Consider the following 19,247-nt stretch of genomic DNA (forward strand, 5'->3'; position numbering starts at 1 on the left):
TTAAAGCTTGTTTAATACTTCAAAAATCTGCAAAATCTCTTCTTTTGTATTAAAGTCATGTAAGCAAATTCTTAATCTCTCTTTACCTTTTGGTACCGTTGGCGACACAATAGGGCGAATATCTAAGCCTTTACTTTGTAACGTATGAGCCACAGCCCTACAGTTTTCATTACCCGAAATAATAATACATTGAATCGCCGAAGTACTTTCAATCAAATCGATTCTAGGATTTAAACCTGCTTGGCTTTTGAAAAAATCAATCAAATGATGTAAGTTTTTATTCGAAAATGTATCTGATTGAAGCAAATCATAAGCACATTGTACACTAATATGACTATGTATTGGAGCAGACGTTGTATAAATAAATGAACGAGCAAAATTGACTAAATAGTCTCTTAGCGTATTACTTCCTACAATAATGGCTCCGTGACAGCCCAATGCTTTGCCAAAAGTAATAATGCGGGCAAAGACTTTGTCTTGTATCTGTAATTCGTTGACCAAACCTTCGCCATGCTTTCCAAAAACACCTGTTGCATGAGCTTCATCGACGATAAGATTTGCACCAAACTGAGTACAAGTATGAGCGATTTCTAACAATGGAGCCAAGTCGCCATCCATCGAATAAACGGATTCGATGGCTACAAATACTTGAGCGTCTTTTAAACTAGGATTTGTTGCTTTATCTTCTTCAATTTTAGCAAGCTTTTTAGTTAAATCTTCTACGTCGTTATGTCTGAATTTATAACGCGTAGCATAGCTTAATCTTGCTCCATCAATCATACTGGCATGAATGAGTTCGTCGGTGATAAGGAAATCGTTTTTCTGCGGGATTGATGAAAGTAGACCAACATTGGCATCATAGCCAGAATTAAAAATTAAACCTGCTTCGGCTTGATGAAAATGAGCAATGCGTTTTTCTAAATTTTCGACGAAGGAGGTATTACCTGCTAATAGCCTTGAACCTGTCGCACCAGACCATAAATGTCCATTATTGCTTTGCTGGTGAATTGCATTTTGCAACTTTTCGGAACGAGCAAAGCCAAGATAATCATTAGAACAAAAATCGATTAAATTTTCGGTAATACGAAGTGTACGAAAGAGTGATTGCTCTTTTCGTTGTTCAAGTATGGTATCCAGACGTTTTTTTAAAGAAATCACTAATGTTTATTGTTTATTTCTGCAAAGATAGTTACAAAAGTTTTAAGCCCTTATTGTTTTGATATTTGACACAAGATTGAATTTTTTTAAGATTTTTTTAAAAAATGCTTGACATCATACCATTTTTTTATCTAACTTCGCACTTAATAGGTGTAGAACTATTTACTAAGTTTGCCCAGATGGTTTCCGTCTGGGCAACTTTCTTTTTATAGCCTTTTGAAAAATAAAGAATAACTAAAAAAAAGCATGACAATTTTCATTGCCATGCTTTTTTAATTATAAGCCTATAGTAGACTTTTATGTTTTTTACATTTCTGAAACGTGGATAAAAAAATCAGTATTAATTTTTAGCTCCTTGAACAGCCCCAGCTTTTTGTTGTTGTTGCATTGGGTTTGGCTGAACTGGGCGTTGTGCTTTGAATACTTGAAAGCGGTTTGGCTGTTCAGGCTCTCTTGGAAAAGCATTATCTTCTGTTTCGATATCAGCAATTTCCATGTATGGGTCTAACGTCCATTTTGCTACTTTTTTATCTGTAGGAATTACTTTCTTAATTTCTTTATCATTCAAACGCCATATTTCAGCAGGGTATCTAAATACTTCCTCTGTACCATCTTCATAGTTTGCTTTCACAATCACTGGCATTGGCAAACCTCCTTTGTTTTTAACATTTAATACATAGAAGTTTTTGTTTGAGTTGACCAATTTCTTTTCATCTTCTGCTAACGAAGCCATTGTTTGCTCAAATTTCTTTTTGTCTGCCTCAGTCGTAGCAAAACGGTCATAAGTATTATAGAAGTCTCTCATGTCTGGGTTTTCTTCTACTACTGTTTTAGGAATATCCGTTTTATTGCGGATGTTACTCATTGTTTGGCGTTTAGCATCAGCTTCTTTTTTAGCAGTTGCATTTTTTGCTAATGGGTCTATATTATCAATACCGAACCATTCTACGTTTTCAAGTGACTGGTTTACTGGCTCAACACCATAGAACCAACCTTTCCAGAACCAATCCAAATCAACGCCTGATGCATCTTCCATCGTACGGAAGAAATCAGCAGGATACGGCTGTTTGAATGCCCAACGACGAGCATACTCTTTGAAAGCATGGTCAAATAACTCACGTCCCATCACTGTTTCACGAAGAATATTCAATGCTGTAGCTGGTTTTGCATAAGCATTAGGCCCGAATGCCATGATGTTCTCTGAATTAGTCATAATCGGCACTTGTTGCGTTGGGTCAGTTTTCATGTAAGGAACAATGTACTGAGGTTCGCCACGACGAGAAGGGAAATCTCTATCCCATTCTTGCTCTGCTAAATATTGGCAGAAAGTATTCAATCCTTCATCCATCCATGACCACTGACGTTCGTCTGAGTTGATAATCATTGGGAAGAAGTTATGACCTACTTCGTGAATGATTACACCAATCATACCTGCTTTTACTTGTTCAGAATAAGTACCATCAGCTTCTGGACGACCGCCATTGAATGAAATCATTGGGTATTCCATACCACCACCTGATGTAGAGTGACAAGAATAAGCTACTGGGTAAGGATATGCCACCGTATGTTTTGAATACGAACGAAGTGTATGTGCTACAACCATCGTAGAGTATTGCCCCCAAAGTGGATTTCCCTCTTTTGGATATAATGACATTGCCCATACTTTTTTGCCTTCTACGTCAACTTGCATTGCATCCCAGATAAATTTACGAGAACTCGCAAAAGCAAAGTCACGTACATTATCAGCTTTGTAAATCCAAGTTTTTTTACCTGTAGGCTTTCCTTTTTCAGCCTTTTCAGCTTCTTCTTGAGAAACGATTAATACGGGGCGAGTAGCAGTTTTTGCTTTTTCCCAACGTTTTAATTGCTCCGAAGAAAGTACTTGTGTAGGGTTTTGTAATTCACCAGAAGCACCCACTACGTGGTCGTTTGGTACTGTTAAAGCTACTTTATAGTTTCCGAAAGTAAGGGTAAATTCACCTTGTCCTAAAAACTGTTTATGTTGCCAGCCATACACATCATTATAAACTGCCATACGTGGAAACCAGTGAGCAATAAAATAATTGACGTTGCCATCTTTGGCAAAATATTCATAACCCGAACGACCGTAATATTCAGTAATTAAATAATTCCAGTCGATAGAGAAAGAAACCGAAGCACCAGATTTAAGAGCAACTGGTAAATCGATTCTCATCATCGTATGGTTAATCGTATGCTTCAATGGGTTTCCCTTAGCATCTTTTACTGATAAGATATTGTATCCATACTTTTTAGGGTCGGTCAAATCCTTGAATTGTGCAAAAGAGGCTTGTCCTCCAATACTACCAGTTTTACTAGTAGCCCCGATAGCATCTTTCTGGAATAAGTTTTGGTCGAGTTGTAACCATAAATAAGGCAATTCGTCAGGAGAATTATTGAAATAAGTAATGGTTTCAGTACCTGTTATTTTGCGTTCTACATCATCCAATTCCGCTTTGATGTCATAGTCAGCACGTTGTTGCCAATATTCTTTTCCCGGACTACCCGAAGCAGTACGATAAGTGTTGGGCGTAGGTAAAATCGTTTCTAACTGTTCAAAACGTTTGTTACCATTGTAAGGATTGGTGGTGGGTGCTTGCTGTGCTGTTGCCATTTGGGAACAAGCAGCAACTAACAAACCTGTAATGAGCTTTAAGCTACCTCTCATGTTGATTTTTAGATTGAAGTGAATAGATTTACTGTACGAATTTAGTGAATTTAGTAAAATAAATCTCCTTGATGATAAGTTATCAATCAAAATTAGCATTAAACAATCTAAAAAAGAATCATTATACTTAGTAGAATGGCTAAGAATAGATAAAAGGAGCGTTTGTAAAGGTAAACATGGGAATTTGATAGTTGTAATTGTGCAATATAGCACAAACATTAAACTCATTTAACAAAGCAACTAGAAGAGAATAATCATAATGCAAGGGCTCGGAAATATCCGAGCCCTTTTGTTTTAGGTAGTGTAGAACAGTATGGGCAGAACTATGTAATTTTTTTTGATACAACTTTCAATTTTTTTAGGTAGAACTTTTAACTTTTTCTTAGGTGTAACTTTAATTTTATTAGGTGCGACTTTATCATTTTTAGGTGTAATTTGTATTTATCATAGGTAGAACTGATTTTTTATGGGTAGAGCTTATAAATTTTTAGCACGATTGGGATAATCAGTAATCAGACCATCTACGCCGATGGCTTTTATATTTTTCATATCCTCGACATTATTCACTGTCCATGGCACTACTTTTACATTTTTGTCATGACAATACTGTACTTGCTCTTGTGTCAAGAGTTTATAATATGGGCTATAATAGCTTGGTAAAAACCCTAAAGCCTCAAATGTTTTTTCGGGATTCTCTTTCTCGACTAAAGCAGATAGAGAGATGTTTTTATATTGATTAGCTTCAATTTGTTTGTGCCAATAAATCAGCACGTTAAAATCGAAACTTTGTAAAATAACCCTATTGGCGGGTAGGGTTTTGATGATTTCCTGATAAACTAAGTCAGAAAATTCTTTAATTGTTGCAGGTTGATAGGTGCCATAGTCTTTTTCTTCAGATTTAATTTCGATATTATATTGAACAGCCCTTAGGCCTTTTTCTTTTATATATGCTTCACAAGCCTTTATCGTTTCCGAAAGTAAGGGCTTGTAGGTAGGTGTTTTTTCTTGTTCTGGAAACAAGGCATTTCCTCGTTTCCCTGTATCAAATTGTTTTATTTGCTTATAGGTCATCTGATACAAATTCAAAGTAGTTTCTTCTACTTTGCTTACTGGTGTACCGTCGGGTTTGGTTACGTACAACGCATTCATATAAGGCTCGTGCGAAACCACTACTTTTTTGTCTTTAGAAATACACACATCCATTTCTAAAGTGGTAACTCCCAAGTCCAATGCTTTTTTAAAAGCAGGAATACTGTTTTCGGGCATTAAGCCTCTTGCTCCACGATGCCCTTCAAGGTCAAAGCTTTGGGCAAACATATTAGTGGTATATGTAAATAGTAATAATAAAAGGATAGACTTTTTCATCAGCTTGTTAATCATTGATGTTTAAGAAACACAAAAGTACTTTAATTTATGCTCCTTATTTGTCTAACACATATTATGATTGAATTAATAAAAAAGCGATTAATTACGAGCAAACGAGTGATATTTAATCGTTACTCTATACCCTCTTTTATCAGGTAATACTTCTGATTTATCTAACACTACTTGATGATTACCGGCATCAATAAAATTGGCTGCTCTTTCTATGGCTTTAATTAAATCATAAGAAGTAAAAAGTTTTGTTTTCGTTTTCATGGTCTTTGGAAGTTATATCTCTTACAAGATGTTTATGAATTCATTAAAAAAAATGATCGTTTAATCAGTACTCAAAAACCTTAACACTTTGGTATAAAAATCTTATACCTGTCCAATTTTTTCCCTATAAGACTTATAGCATATTTTTCTTCGAAAACTCATTTGAATATATATGTCAAAAAACTTAAAGATTAAAAAAAGTATTCTTTTTGAACTTTTGACTAGTTTTTGTATATTTACAAAATACATCTTCGTTAATTCAGTGAATAAATTTACTCAAAATTAAAATTAAAAACCAAATTTATGGATACTTTTTTTAGTCAAAATCTACAATTTTTACGCAAAAGCCTAGAAGGTAAGGTTTCTCAGGAGAAAATGGCTGATGAATTAATGATTAAGAAGTCAACTTTGGGTTCTTATGAGAGCGGTAGAGCAGAACCGCGTTACACAGATTTGGTCAAACTGGCAGAATATTTTAATGTGAACATAGACGAATTATTGAAAGAAGACCTTTCAGTAAAGTCGCCTAGCCCTAAACAAGAAGAACGATTACGAATTTTAACTACTACTGTTAATATAGATAATGAAGAAAATATCGAATATGTGCCCATCAAGGCAGTAGCAGGATATGTAAATGGCTATGGAGATTTAGAATACATCAGTAATCTACCAGTATTCAATGTGCCTTTTTTGGCAAAAGACAAAAAATATAGGGTGTTTCCAATTCAAGGTGATTCTATGTTACCCCTCCGAGAAGGCTCCTTGGTTTTTGCTGAATATGTTGAAAATTGGAAGAATGTGAAAGATGGAACAGTTTGCATTGTAGTAACCAGAAGTGAAGGCATCGTACTTAAAAAAGTTTTTAATTATTTAGCAGAAATGAATGTACTCGTCTTGAAATCTACCAATGAGCATTATGCACCTTATCCAGTTTTAGGGGACGATATACAGGAATTATGGAAGTTTGTGGGCTATTATTCTTCTAAATATCCATTATAAATAGCACATATGACCAACTATTATAGTCAAATTGACTTTATTGGGCATGCTTTTTTTAAAATAATGTTTAGTTTTAAACTAAATATTAATGGTTAATTTAATTACATTAAATGTATGTACATTTAGGTATAAATTAAATAGAAAATGCTCATGAACCTAATAGAAAAGTTAAATTGGCGATATGCCACCAAAAGAATGACTGGGGAAGTAGTTCCTCAGGAAAAAGTTGATAACATCCTAGAAGCCATCCGTTTATCAGCTTCTTCTATGGGCTTACAACCATTTAATGTGATAGTAATTGATAATCCAGCATTGAAAAGTAAAATTCAGCCAGTGGCTAATAATCAACCACAAATAGTTGAATCTTCTCATTTGTTGATATTTGCGGCTTGGGCAAACATAACACAAGAAAAAATAGATACTTACTTAGATTTGATTGTGTCTGAGAGGGGAGTGGCTCCAGAATCATTAGCAGGTTTTAGAAAAAGTCTTGAAGGATTGCTAAAACATAGCAAAGAAGAAAACTATCATTGGGCTGCGCGTCAGGCTTATATTGCTTTAGGAACTGGGTTAGTTGCTGCTGCGAATGAACAAGTAGATGCTACACCGATGGAGGGTTTTAAACCGGCAGGCGTAGATGAACTATTAGGCTTGGAAGAAAAAGGACTAAGAAGTGTTGCCTTTATGACACTTGGCTATCGTGATACAAGTAAAGACCCTTTGGCATTTGCTAAAAAAGTAAGAAGAAGCTCTGAAGATTTCTTTATTAAATTATAAGGTTTCAATAAAAAGAGAGGAGCTAGTAAATATTTGATTTACTAGCTCCTCTCTTTTTATTGACTAACACCCACAAAAACCTTTGTATTGATAAAAGTAGTTTTTACCCCGATAAATCACCTTAATCTTAAAACGATAATATTCTAAACAGCTATCAGGCTCTTTCTTGATAAAAGTTTCATGAATCAATATTTTATATCTTTTATTGGCAAAAGCTTCTGGATAATACTTTGTGCCTTTTATAGCTTTAAAAGCTTCATCTTTTCCTGTTAGATTAAACAAAGCTATATTGTCCACCTCATCAGATTCTGACAAATTAGCAATCGTTTTATTATTTTCCTTTTCAATATAACAGCCTGCATGGTGTTTTGGGTCTTTTAAGGCATGGAAGACTGGCTTTTGTGCTAAAGCCTGCCATGTAATCAAATGAATCCAAAGCATCATTACTATTTTCATGTGAGTATTAGTTAAGGACTAAAGTTATCTCCTTTGTTGAACTTTCAATGCTATCCGATTTACCATTGTTAATAGGTACTACAGCCTTTCCATTCAAGACAAAGTGTTGATATTTTCCCGTTGGAAAAGTAATGATAATTTTCCAATCAGGTTTTGTTTGTTCTATTTTCAAGGTCGTCCTATTGTTAGCATTATCATAATGAATATTGATGTCATTATCGCCAACTTTTACATTTTCCAGACTCGCTTGATTCCACGTACTAGGCATTTGTGGTTGAATAACAATCGTTTTCTCCGAAGCCTTGGGCTGTATCCCGAAAAATTGTTGCACGATAGGAACGCCATAACTATATAAATTCCAAGCCTGTGTTACCATTCCATAGTCGGGCGAGACTTCGTAAATAGAACCGGGTAACGCAAAACTAAACGATTTGGTCATTGCGTTCAAATAATGCAATGCCCTATCTGGGCGACCGTAATTGTTTTCGGCGATGGCTAATACGCCCGTTGGTAAGGTCATTACAGCTCCTGTATAAGTAAATATTTTTCGATTCAACGATGTCGGCATTTCGTCTTTTCCTGCTGTTTCGTCGCGGTCGATACCTGTTACAAAAACACCAAACGGACTTACAAATTTGCTGGCAGTATTCAAGGCAACAATGGCTTTGTCAGTATCAGCAATGCCCATTTCCATAGGAGTATTCACTACCCAATTATGATGAAGCACAAAACCCTGCGAAGTATTAGCAGGCAATGCTGAGATTTTATTTTTAGTAATGTTGAGTTCTTCTACAGCCCACGGTTTTTTTAGGGTATCGGCTCTGATGATGGCATCATCAATTAAATGTAAGGCTTGTTCTTTAGTACCAATAAAATCAGCAAAGGAATTAGCATCGGCCACCCAGAAATCTTTATTGATTTTCTGGCGGATTAATTGTGCCTTAGCGGAATACGTTGTTGCCAAGGCATTATCATTCATTGCTTTTGCTATTTCAGCAGCATCTGCAAAGGCTTTTTGTGTATAAACAGCTACGTCAATCATTTCTGAATTCATCCCATGAATTTCCATCATGCCAAAACCATCTGGAAACAAATTGCCATTAGCATCATTCTTAGTCATTAGCCAGTCTAACCCTTTTTTAATAGTTGGGAAATATTTTGCTAGAAACTCCTTATCGCCTGTCCATTGATATACTTTATAAATGAGCGAAGCAAATTGTGGTGTTTCGTTGATGTTACCTTCATTATAAACCGCCCCGTTTGTTGAAACTTCGTGGAGGATTCTTCCATTGCCACTGGTTTTTTCAGAAAGCTTATGGATTAAGTCTATCGTACTATAAACTACATCTTTTCTACCTGTAGCAATTAGTCCTTGCAGGGCATACTCGCCATCTACCCCAAACCACCAAGGATAGTCGGGTAAACCAGCTGATAATCCGCGACCGATTTCAGGCACATTGCGAATCAACCAATCAGTATCATACTTAACCCAACGAAAAGCTTGTTCTAATTTTTTATCAGGAATTGTCAACCGTGTTTGATTATCAATACCTTCATAGCGTATTCGTTTTTCAGCTAATAATTTTGATGCATTCGTTTGAACGAACTGATAAGTATCTTTCATTTGCTGAGAAGATTGATACGACCCTGCAATGGTAATGGGAATAGTTTTAGTACTATTCGCAGGAACAGTGAGGGTAAAACTTAAAGCTGCCCTACAGCCTTTTCCTTGAGGTTGATAATGACAAACAGGAGTAGTATTTGCCTTCTCAGCATTTAGTCCACCAAACATGACAAACCAAGGATTTAAGGCATCTTTAGCTATCCAAGTGTTGGTCGCTTCATCCCACGTTGCCTTATCAGTGCCGTCCATCATTCCTGTTCTTTCGCCTAGCCAAACAGGGCGTAAATCAGTGTAAGTATCAAATAAGAAGGTAAACGTTTTGTCAGTAGCTTCTGTATTGTTGAACGTATATTCTACTACTACAGCTTCTTGTCCGTCAGGCACAAACTGAAAGCGTTCGATGGATAAGCCTTTTACGGTTGATTGATAGGTATGTTTGTTTGCAAAGGGATAATTGATGAATTCATCAGCTTGGGACAAGCAAGTGGATTGCCCATTCATCACAATTGTTTCTGTAAAGCCATCTATTAATTTGATGGGATGGTCCCAAATACCTCCCATTTCACCCGATACGTGCCAACCCAAATCAGGGAACTGACCGTTCTGATGACCAATCATATATAACCTGTCGCCCGCAGTGACATAAGGAGAATTTAGGTATTCAGTTCTTCCTTTAATACTTTCAACATTGGATAATGATTTTTCTAGGTTTAGCTTTGAGGAAATTTTTTGAGTACAGTTGGTCACTAAAATGCCTATCAATGCAAGGCCAAGTACACTAAACCGTTTTTTAAGGATATTCATAGATTGTTTATTTATAAAAATGGAGTTGATAATAAATTAACTGTGAGAGGAATATTGTATTGCTCTACAGGTAATTCAGGGTATTTTCTTGTATAAATATCAGAAAATTTGTGAACAAAATAAGGGAAAATTTCCAAGGAAAATACCATCATTTATGATGAATCATTATTTAAAATAGTATTATTGCAGTTAAGTAGTGATTAGTAAATAGTGATTGGTGATTAGCTGTGCTTGCCTAAAATAGGTTGACATAACTTTCAACATATATATGATTAAATCGAAATTAGATTCTAAAAAAAAGTACATGTGTTTCAAGTTGCTAGTTATCAATTGTTTACGATAAATCGAAACGTTACTTTAATTTTATTGATTACTTAACAAAAACTTTGTCCAATTAAAAACTAAAAGACCAAATGAAAAAAACACTGTTTATTGTATTACTCTTGGCAAGCTTTTCAGGCAAATCCCAAAAAAGTAGTTTAAATATTATTCCTCAGCCAGTAGAAATTGAACAAACTGCTGGTTTATTCACCCTTACTAAATCAACTGTTATCAGCTATAATAATGCTTCGGCACGTTCGGTAGCTGATATGTTAGTACAGAAACTAAATACACCCACAGGGTTTTTATTGAAAACACAAGAAGGCAAAGGCGGTGCGATACAATTGATTCTTAATGAAACCACCAACGATAACATAGGTAAGGAAGGTTATACCATCGTATCAACCACTAAAAGCGTTATTGTTAGTGCTAACACTACCGCTGGTTTATTTTATGGTATTCAAACACTTGTGCAATTATTACCAAAGGAAATAGAAGCCAAAGCTGTTGCAAAATCTTCATGGACTATTCCTGCAGTAAAAATTACAGATTATCCAAGATTTGCTTGGAGAGGCGTAATGTTTGATGTTAGTCGTAATTTCTTTTCAAAGGAAGATGTGAAAAAATACATTGATCAATTGGCTAGAATGAAATATAATACCTTCCATTGGCACTTAACAGATGACGAAGGATGGAGAATAGAAATAAAATCGTTACCAAAACTTACACAGGTAGGTGCCTTCAGAGTACCTCGCTCAGGACACTTTGGCGACCGTGCTATTCCTAAAGATGGTGAAGCTGCTACGGTAGGAGGATTTTATACACAAGACGATATCAGAGAAATAGTGGCTTATGCCCAAGACCGAAACGTAACGATTGTGCCAGAAATTGATGTGCCAGGTCACAGTATGGCAGCTATTGCTGCGTATCCAGAATTAAGTTGTAACAAGAATCCAAAAACTTTTGTAAACCCTGGGGCTGCGATGGCCGATTGGTACGGAAACGGAACGTTTAAAATGTTGTACGAAAATACGTTGAACCCTTCGGATGAAAAAGTGTATGAGTTTTTAGATAAAGTATTTACAGAAGTAGCTGCGCTTTTCCCTAATAAATATATCCATGTGGGTGGTGATGAATGTTACAAAGGTTTTTGGGCAGCAGACGAAGGTTGTCAGGCATTGATGAAGCAACTCAACATTCGCCATGTGGAGGATTTACAGGGCTATTTTATGAATCGTCTAGAAAAAATCTTGAAAGCAAAAGGAAAAAAACTGCTTGGTTGGGATGAAATTTTAGAAGGAGGTATTTCGCCAGAAGCTACTGTAATGAGTTGGAGAGGAATTAAAGGAGGTATTGAAGCAGCAAAAATGGGTCATGACGTAGTGATGACGCCTACAACTTTTGCCTATTTAGATTACAACCAAGGAGAGGCTACTATCGACCCACCGATTTATGCAGGTTTGCGTGTCAGTAAAAGTTATAGCTTTGAACCTGTGCCTGATGGGGTAGATGCAAAATATATTTTAGGTGGACAAGGAAATATGTGGACAGAGCAAATCCCATCATTGAGATATGCTGAATATATGTCGTATCCAAGAGTATGGGCGTTGGCAGACGTGTATTGGTCACCGAAAGCATCTAAAAATTGGGATAATTTTGCTAAACGCATGGAGGCACACTTTGAAAGAGCAGAGTTAGCACAAATAAATTATTCTCGTGCTGTATATGACGCCATCGTAAAAACAACACTAAAAGATAGTAAACTTAGTTTGGAGCTAGGAACAGAGTTGTCTGATCTGGATATTTATTATACCATTGATGACACTATGCCTGACAGTTTTTCGCCTAAATATAGCAATATCGTAGAGTTGCCAGAAGGCCCTATTACTTTAAGAGTCATTACTTACCGTAATGCAAAACCAATTGGTCATTTGATTACCCTTAAAAGAGCAGATTTAGAAAAGAGAGCTTCAAAGAAGTAGGGTTATATTTTTTAGAAGAATAGTATAAAAAACAATGTTTCATTATTCAAGTTTGTTTATTTTCTCAGGAAAAAGGCTTAACTTGAATAATGAAACATTATTTTTTTACAGGATAATTGGTCTTTATTTGTTTGTACAAATGCTACTTTATTTCCTTCTAATTGCGCTATAGGTATTGTTTATCAAGGTGAAAGAAATTATTTACGCTCTAAAAAAGAAAAAATAATATTTTTTAACGTATTCAACATACTTTAGCCCGATTATTGTTTTAAGAAATACAAGATATTTTTCCTCTTATTGATGTATGTTTTGACAACCCACAAGAGAGGAAAATATGATGCTGGCAACCACACACACTTTCTAAAATTATGATATTGTCTAGACTTAATATAACTGCCCTTTTGATAATTACTTTTTGGATACCCTTAGTTGGGCAAATACAAAAACCGCATTTCAAAAGATTTTCAAATACTGAGGGGCTTTCTCAGAGCCACGTAAGGGCTATACTAAAGGATAGCAAGGGATTTATGTGGTTTGCAACAGGCGAAGGACTTAATAAATTCGATGCTTATAATTTTACAGTGTATAAACATGCTGCAGATAACTCCAAAACCATCAGTGATAATTTAGTATTTGATATATTAGAAGATGACGAGAACAATATTTGGGTAGCTACGGGCATAGGGTTGGATAAGTTCGACCGTAAGAAAGAGGTCTTTACACATTGTATTAATGTAGATAAAAGATTAATCGTAAGAGACATTTTTCAGGATAGCAAAAAAAGAATTTGGTTAGGTACCAATTTCGGGCTTGTGCTATATAACCCAATAACAGGAAAATATATTACCTATAAACACGAAGAAAATAATAAGAATAGTTTAAGTAACGATTTTATTTTCAAAATCTGCGAAGATAAAAATCATGAAATCTGGATTGCTACCCAAGATGGATTAAATAGGTTTAACCCAGAAACAAAACAGTTTGTAAAGTATTTTCATGACCCTAAAAACCCTACCAGTATTTCTTCAAGTTTTATCAAAGCTGTTTACCTAGATTCTGAAAATACTATTTGGGTCGGTACACTTGGAGGAGGCATCGCCAAGTTTAATGAGAAAACTAATAACTTCACTATTTTTAGACATAATCCTAAGAACCCTAATAGCCTAGCCCTTGATGATATTTTATCTTTTATGGAAGATGAAGAGCATAATCTGTGGATAGGTACGGAAAATGGAGGAATCAGTGTCTTCAATAGAAAAACGAATGTTTTTACTACCATTGAAAATGACCCTAACGATAATTCTAGCTTGAGTAACAACTCTGTTTATAGCATATACCTTGATAATATCGGGAATATATGGATAGGGACTTATTCAGGAGGGGTGAGCTATTTGCCAAAATCAGGAAGTAAATTTCCTCTTTTTAAACATCGAATAGGTGAAAACAGTTTAAACAATAATATTGTACTAGCCATTGAAGATGATTATAAAGGGAATGTCTGGATTGGTACTGATGGAGGTGGTTTAAATAAGTTCAATCCAATTACAAATCAATTTTCGTATTTAAAACATGACCCCAAAAATATCAATAGTCCTAGTACAGATTACATCATTTCGGTGTTGGAAGTAGAGAAAGACATATTGGCTTTGGGATATCATAGAGGTGGATTTGATTTATTTAATACTAAAACGGGAGTATTTACGCATCACATCCCTGAAGAAAACAATCCCATTTCTATCTCATCCAAGAGTGTAAATATTATTATCAAAGATAAGCAAGCGAACTTATGGCTAGGTACTTGGCGAGGAGGACTAAATTTCTATGATAGAAAGAACAATACTTTTACTCGTTATATCAATAACCCGAAGGATAATACAACCCTTTGTGATAATGTTGTAACGACCCTTTGTGAAGACAAAAAAGGAAATATATGGATTGGTACTGAAAATGGACTTGATAAATTTGATATTCGTACCAAACAATTTGTTCATTACAAGCATGACCCTTCAAATCCTAATAGCTTAAGTAATAACCTAATTTATGTTATTGAGGAAAATGAACAAGGGGAGATTTGGATTGGCACTGGAAGTGGATTAAATATTTTTAATCCTAAAACCAATGTTTTTACAAAATTGAAAGAGAAGGACGGACTACCAAATGAAGCAATCAATGCCATTGTAAAAGACAATGATGGTTTCTATTGGTTAAGTACTAATAAAGGCGTTTCAAGGTATGACCGTAAGCATAAAGTATTTAAGAACTATGATATTTCTGATGGTTTGCAAGGCAATGAATTTAAAATACACTCGTCTTTAAAAACACCAGATGGAAAAATTTACTTTGGAGGTTCTAACGGATTTAATGCTTTCTATCCTCAAAAAGTAATAGATAATGCATTTGTACCGCCGATTTATATTACTAATTTTTTCATTTTTAATAAGGCTGTAGAAATTGGCAATAAGTCGCCGCTTACAAGCCACATTAATGAGACGAAGAAAATAGAACTTGATATGAAACAATCAGTGTTTTCATTTGAATTCGCTGCATTGAATTATACTTTAGCTGAAAAAAACCAGTATGCTTATAAATTAGAAGGTTTTGACAAAGATTGGAATTATATAGGTAATAAACGAGGAGCAACCTATACTAATTTAGACCCTGGGCATTATATATTCAGGGTAAAGGCATCAAATAATGATGGCTTATGGAATGATGAAGGAATAGCCATTGATTTGATTATTACGCCACCATTTTGGATGACGCTTTGGTTTAGGGTATTGATGAGTTTTGTCATAATAGGGGGAGCTTTTGCTTTTTATCGTTATAGAATAGGGCTAGTAAATGTAAAAAAAGCATTGCTAGAAAAAGAGGTGAAACTCAGAACAGCCCAATTGATGCAATCGACGATTGAAGAAAGAAAAGCTAGAAAAGAGGCTGAGCAGGCAAACCGTGCCAAAAGTATTTTCTTGGCAACAATGAGCCACGAAATCCGTACGCCTTTGAATGGTATCATTGGTGTGGCATCGCTGTTAGAAGAAACTCAGCTAGACGAAGAACAACGCAATTATTCTAAAACGATTCATGCTTGTGGAGATGATTTGTTAACGGTAATTAATGATATCCTTGATTTTTCTAAGATTGAATCTGGAAAAATGGAGCTTGAAGAAAAAGACTTTAATATACGTGTTTGTACAGAGGAGGTTCTTGATGTTTTTGCAGTAAAAGCGGCCTCATTGAAATTAGATTTACTTTGCCAAATAGAAGCAGATGTGCCTAACCAAGTAGTTGGAGATAGCCTCAGATTAAGGCAAGTACTGTTGAATTTGATAGGAAATGCCATTAAGTTTACACAGCAAGGAGAAATTTTTGTCAGAGTATTTATGATTAAAAATGAAAAGAGTGCTCCTTTAGAAATAGGTTTTCAGGTAATAGATACGGGGATAGGTATTCCAGCGGATAAAATAGACAGGTTGTTTAAAGCATTTTCTCAAGTAGATTCTTCAACAACCCGTAGATACGGTGGAACTGGATTAGGATTGGTAATTAGTGAAAAATTAGTGTCTTTGATGGGAGGAACGCTTGGCGTAGAAAGCGAGTTTGGTAAAGGAGCTACTTTCACATTTTCAATACTGGTAGCTGAAAGTACTGCCCCTGAAATTGTAAATACTATTCTGCCTAAAGCTGAATTTTTAGAACATAAAAAAATACTGGTAGTGGATGACAATTCAACCAATAGAAGTATTTTAAAAGCGCAATTAGAGCAATGGAAAATGATTCCGTTGATTGCCTCCTCAGGGATAGAAGCATTAGCTTTTATTGAGAATGAACAGGAAATCTGCATGGTGATTTCAGATATGCAAATGCCTGAAATGGACGGAATACAGTTATCGTTAAAAATAAAGTCCATTAAACCGAAACTACCCATTATGTTGCTTAGTTCTATTGCTGATGATCAACATAAGGCTTATCCAGATTTATTCTGTTCGGTACTTACAAAACCTGTAAAACAACATACATTATATAAGAATATCCTTACAAATTTAACAATAAAAGAAAATAGAACTTTGACAGATAAAACATTCACTCAACCCGTCGTTCAAAAATTAGCAAATGATTTTGCTGAACGATTCCCCGTATCAATATTGGTTGCAGAGGATAATCCGATGAACCAAAAATTTACCCTTAAAGTATTAAGTAAATTAGGATACGAAGCCGATTTGGCTGAAAATGGACTAATAGCATTAGAAGCATTTGATAAAAAAGAATACGATATCGTTTTGATGGATTTACAAATGCCCGAAATGGACGGTTTGGAAGCATCAATGAAAATAAGACAAAATACGACTATCAAACAACCTGTTATCGTTGCGATGACTGCCAATATGATGAACGATTGTCAGGCTGACTGTGATGCAGCAGGCATGGATGATTACATCGGTAAACCTTTTCAATTAGAGACTTTTGTGAAGTTACTAGAAAAATGGGCTGGGCGAATCAAAGAAAATAGGACGCAGGTAGCTAACTAGGCGGGCTTAAAATATTGAGGGTTATTTATCTAATAATAACCCTCGTTTACTATTTCTTGAAAAACAAAAGGGGTAAATTTCCTTTTTGAACGAAGTGTTTTGTAACGCTGTCATTGAAAAACTTATCTAATAAAGACTTTTCATGGATAGCTAAGACGATTACATCTGGTTGATGATTCTTGATGTAAGTTTCTAGTCCTTCAATAATTTCAGCACGATTGATACATTTTACTTCTAAGTTATTCCCTTGAAACTTGTCTTCTAAAAAGCCCTTCATTTCTTGAATGGCATATCCTGCATTAGGCTCAAAATAATCATGAATATGAACAACCTTACATTTCACGCCTAAGGGCTGAGTAGTTGTCAATATTTTTTGAATAGCCGCTACTTCATCTCCTTGAAAATCTGCTGCATACAATAAGTGTTGAGGATAGTTGATAGGAGCATTTGCTGGTATAACCCACACAGGGCAACTAGCAGTTTTCATTACTTCTTGAGAATGAGTACCCAACCAGCGTTCAAAAACATTACTAGCCCCTTTAGTCCCCATCACAATTAAGTCTGCTTTAATCTGCTTGGCAATACTTACAATTTTATCCGTCGCTAAGCCATATTCTACTTTTTGAGTTATCCTTTCAGGAACTAAACCTGTTTTTTTAATAAACTCTATGGTAAAGTTTTCAAGGTTTTGTGCTGCTTCTTGTCTATTTCTGATGATGAAATTCTCAATATCAGAGGGCAATTGGTACTCAGAAATAATAGGAATACTATATATGTTCAGTAAAACTACTTTTGCATTAAATAATCTTGCTAGCATACCTGCATATTGTGCTGCATGTTTTGCATTATCACTAAAATCAGTAGGAAAAAGGATCGTTTTCATAAAATTGAAATTTTAATTTATGTTTTAAAGTTCCTTTATTAATGATTAGGAAATTATGACTGTACTTTGAATAAAAAATGACATTCATCAGCTTGTCAGTTTTATTCAAAAACAGTATTTTTTTCATCTATTTGATTACAGATACTCATCATAAAATACCTGCGAATATCTGTATGCTCGTGGATGAGGGCATCGATTAAGGATTTTTCAAAAATCAAAAAGATAGAATGCTCTAATACTTTTACTGAGTAAGGATGGTCTTTTTCTAAAAGCATTTCTTCTAGTCCCAAAAAATACCTTTTGTTTTTAAGAACAACTGCCTCTTTTAAACCGTCTCTTAATTCTACACTTCCATCTTTGATATAAAAAACGTAGTCGGGGTGTTGTCCTTTTCTATACAAATAATCACCTTGTTTAAAACTCAGTTGAATGCCACTGGACAATATTACTTTCTCTGCTTTATTCATGTAAATGTTTATTAATCTGTCGCCAAGTTAGCTCTTTTACTTACTTCGCTGAAATGATTTTTATCAATACAATTAATGATTAAATAAGTCTAGCACTAGCTTATAAATAATTGTACCTAATGGATGTACTAGCGTATTAATTAATCGTATAAACTGCTTATTTGTAATAATTTATCGGCTCGTAGAATAGTGATTTCACTTCCACGAGTGCTTACGATACCCTCCTCCTTAAATTCAGAAAGGAACCTGATGACCGTTTCTTTGGCCGTACCTACAATAGAAGAAAGGTCTTCGCGCGAAATGGAAATCGAAAAATGTTCCGTTTTTTTATCATCATAAGTACTTTTTAATAAAAGTAATGCCTCCGCCAAACGTTCTCTGACAGGTTTCATCGCCAAGTGTACCAACTTATCTTGGGTGTCGCCTAATACCCTGGCAAGCATCTTCATCAAATCACTAGCTACTTTGACATTGGTATCGATAAGATGGTTAAATTCAGTGGCAGATATAAAACAGGCCTGCGTATCATCCAAGGCAATGGCTGAAGCACTATACTTGGTGTTTTCAATCAAAGAGCGATAGCCTAATGTATCCCCTTTTTTTACAAGTCTTATTACCTGTTCTTTGCCGTCAGAGCCTAGCCTGCTTACTTTTACTTTTCCATTGAATACACAAAAGAGCCCTAAAGGACGATTCCCCTCATGAAAAATAACCTGTCCTTTTTTATAAGTATTGAAGCATTTGCTATCGTTGAGATGATTTAATTCATCATGTGAACAATTTTTGAAAAGTGACGAATTCTTAAATTCGCAAGTATTACAGTTGGGATTCATAAATTTTCTGGATTATTATCTTCGAAATTCCCTATTTATATCTCTTTTGTAAATGACTTTAATCAGTTTTCCCAATCGCTTTACTCATGTTTT

The 19,247-nt window shown here is 35.1% G+C and carries 13 protein-coding genes; 4 read left to right on the forward strand and 9 right to left on the reverse strand.

Annotated elements, in window-relative coordinates:
• The 4 genes from AC07N0_RS08375 to AC07N0_RS08390 form a co-directional block, all read right to left on the reverse strand.
• Window positions 1-1,158, reverse strand: coding sequence for an aminotransferase class I/II-fold pyridoxal phosphate-dependent enzyme (locus AC07N0_RS08375; protein ID WP_494588815.1), 1,158 nt, complete (start codon window positions 1,156-1,158; stop codon window positions 1-3).
• Window positions 1,159-1,498: 340 nt separating this feature from the next.
• On the reverse strand, window positions 1,499-3,844 hold the full coding sequence (locus tag AC07N0_RS08380) for a M1 family metallopeptidase (protein WP_494588816.1): 2,346 nt from the start codon (window positions 3,842-3,844) through the stop codon (window positions 1,499-1,501).
• A gap of 477 nt (window positions 3,845-4,321) precedes the next feature.
• On the reverse strand, window positions 4,322-5,209 hold the full coding sequence (locus tag AC07N0_RS08385) for a glycerophosphodiester phosphodiesterase family protein (RefSeq protein WP_494588817.1): 888 nt from the start codon (window positions 5,207-5,209) through the stop codon (window positions 4,322-4,324).
• A gap of 99 nt (window positions 5,210-5,308) precedes the next feature.
• On the reverse strand, window positions 5,309-5,482 hold the full coding sequence (locus AC07N0_RS08390; RefSeq protein ID WP_309912448.1) for a hypothetical protein: 174 nt from the start codon (window positions 5,480-5,482) through the stop codon (window positions 5,309-5,311).
• Between the two features lie 303 nt (window positions 5,483-5,785).
• Here AC07N0_RS08390 and AC07N0_RS08395 point away from each other — a divergent pair, with 303 nt between their 5' ends.
• Together AC07N0_RS08395 and AC07N0_RS08400 are read left to right on the forward strand one after the other, a co-directional pair.
• Window positions 5,786-6,481 (forward strand): XRE family transcriptional regulator, encoded by a 696-nt coding sequence (locus AC07N0_RS08395; protein WP_492802177.1) that lies wholly within the window; start codon window positions 5,786-5,788, stop codon window positions 6,479-6,481.
• Window positions 6,482-6,631: 150 nt separating this feature from the next.
• Window positions 6,632-7,258: an NAD(P)H-dependent oxidoreductase gene (locus AC07N0_RS08400; protein ID WP_494588818.1), complete on the forward strand. Its 627-nt coding sequence runs from the start codon at window positions 6,632-6,634 to the stop codon at window positions 7,256-7,258.
• A 63-nt stretch (window positions 7,259-7,321) separates the two neighbouring features.
• Here the strand turns inward: AC07N0_RS08400 and AC07N0_RS08405 are convergent, their stop codons facing one another.
• Together AC07N0_RS08405 and AC07N0_RS08410 are read right to left on the reverse strand one after the other, a co-directional pair.
• Window positions 7,322-7,714 carry a hypothetical protein gene (locus tag AC07N0_RS08405; RefSeq protein WP_494588819.1) on the reverse strand — a complete coding sequence of 131 codons (393 nt, stop codon included), beginning with the start codon at window positions 7,712-7,714 and terminating at the stop codon, window positions 7,322-7,324.
• Window positions 7,715-7,721: 7 nt separating this feature from the next.
• On the reverse strand, window positions 7,722-10,142 hold the full coding sequence (locus tag AC07N0_RS08410; protein WP_494588820.1) for an alpha-L-rhamnosidase-related protein: 2,421 nt from the start codon (window positions 10,140-10,142) through the stop codon (window positions 7,722-7,724).
• A gap of 413 nt (window positions 10,143-10,555) precedes the next feature.
• Between AC07N0_RS08410 and AC07N0_RS08415 the strand changes: the two genes are divergently transcribed.
• Window positions 10,556-12,445 carry a beta-N-acetylhexosaminidase gene (locus AC07N0_RS08415; protein WP_494588821.1) on the forward strand — a complete coding sequence of 630 codons (1,890 nt, stop codon included), beginning with the start codon at window positions 10,556-10,558 and terminating at the stop codon, window positions 12,443-12,445.
• Window positions 12,446-12,819: 374 nt separating this feature from the next.
• A complete protein-coding gene (locus AC07N0_RS08420) occupies window positions 12,820-16,971 on the forward strand; it encodes a hybrid sensor histidine kinase/response regulator (RefSeq protein ID WP_494588822.1) in 4,152 nt (1,383 codons plus the stop codon).
• Between the two features lie 49 nt (window positions 16,972-17,020).
• Here the strand turns inward: AC07N0_RS08420 and AC07N0_RS08425 are convergent, their stop codons facing one another.
• The 3 genes from AC07N0_RS08425 to AC07N0_RS08435 form a co-directional block, all read right to left on the reverse strand.
• Window positions 17,021-17,854 carry a universal stress protein gene (locus tag AC07N0_RS08425; RefSeq protein ID WP_494588823.1) on the reverse strand — a complete coding sequence of 278 codons (834 nt, stop codon included), beginning with the start codon at window positions 17,852-17,854 and terminating at the stop codon, window positions 17,021-17,023.
• A 101-nt stretch (window positions 17,855-17,955) separates the two neighbouring features.
• Entirely contained in the window at window positions 17,956-18,321 is a 366-nt protein-coding gene (locus AC07N0_RS08430; RefSeq protein WP_492802186.1) for a Crp/Fnr family transcriptional regulator, read from the reverse strand.
• A 140-nt stretch (window positions 18,322-18,461) separates the two neighbouring features.
• Window positions 18,462-19,154 (reverse strand): Crp/Fnr family transcriptional regulator, encoded by a 693-nt coding sequence (locus AC07N0_RS08435; protein WP_492802187.1) that lies wholly within the window; start codon window positions 19,152-19,154, stop codon window positions 18,462-18,464.
• Between the last annotated feature and the right edge of the window lie 93 nt (window positions 19,155-19,247).

The sequence above is a fragment of the Arcicella sp. GW821-FHT09D11 genome (genome assembly GCF_059416265.1).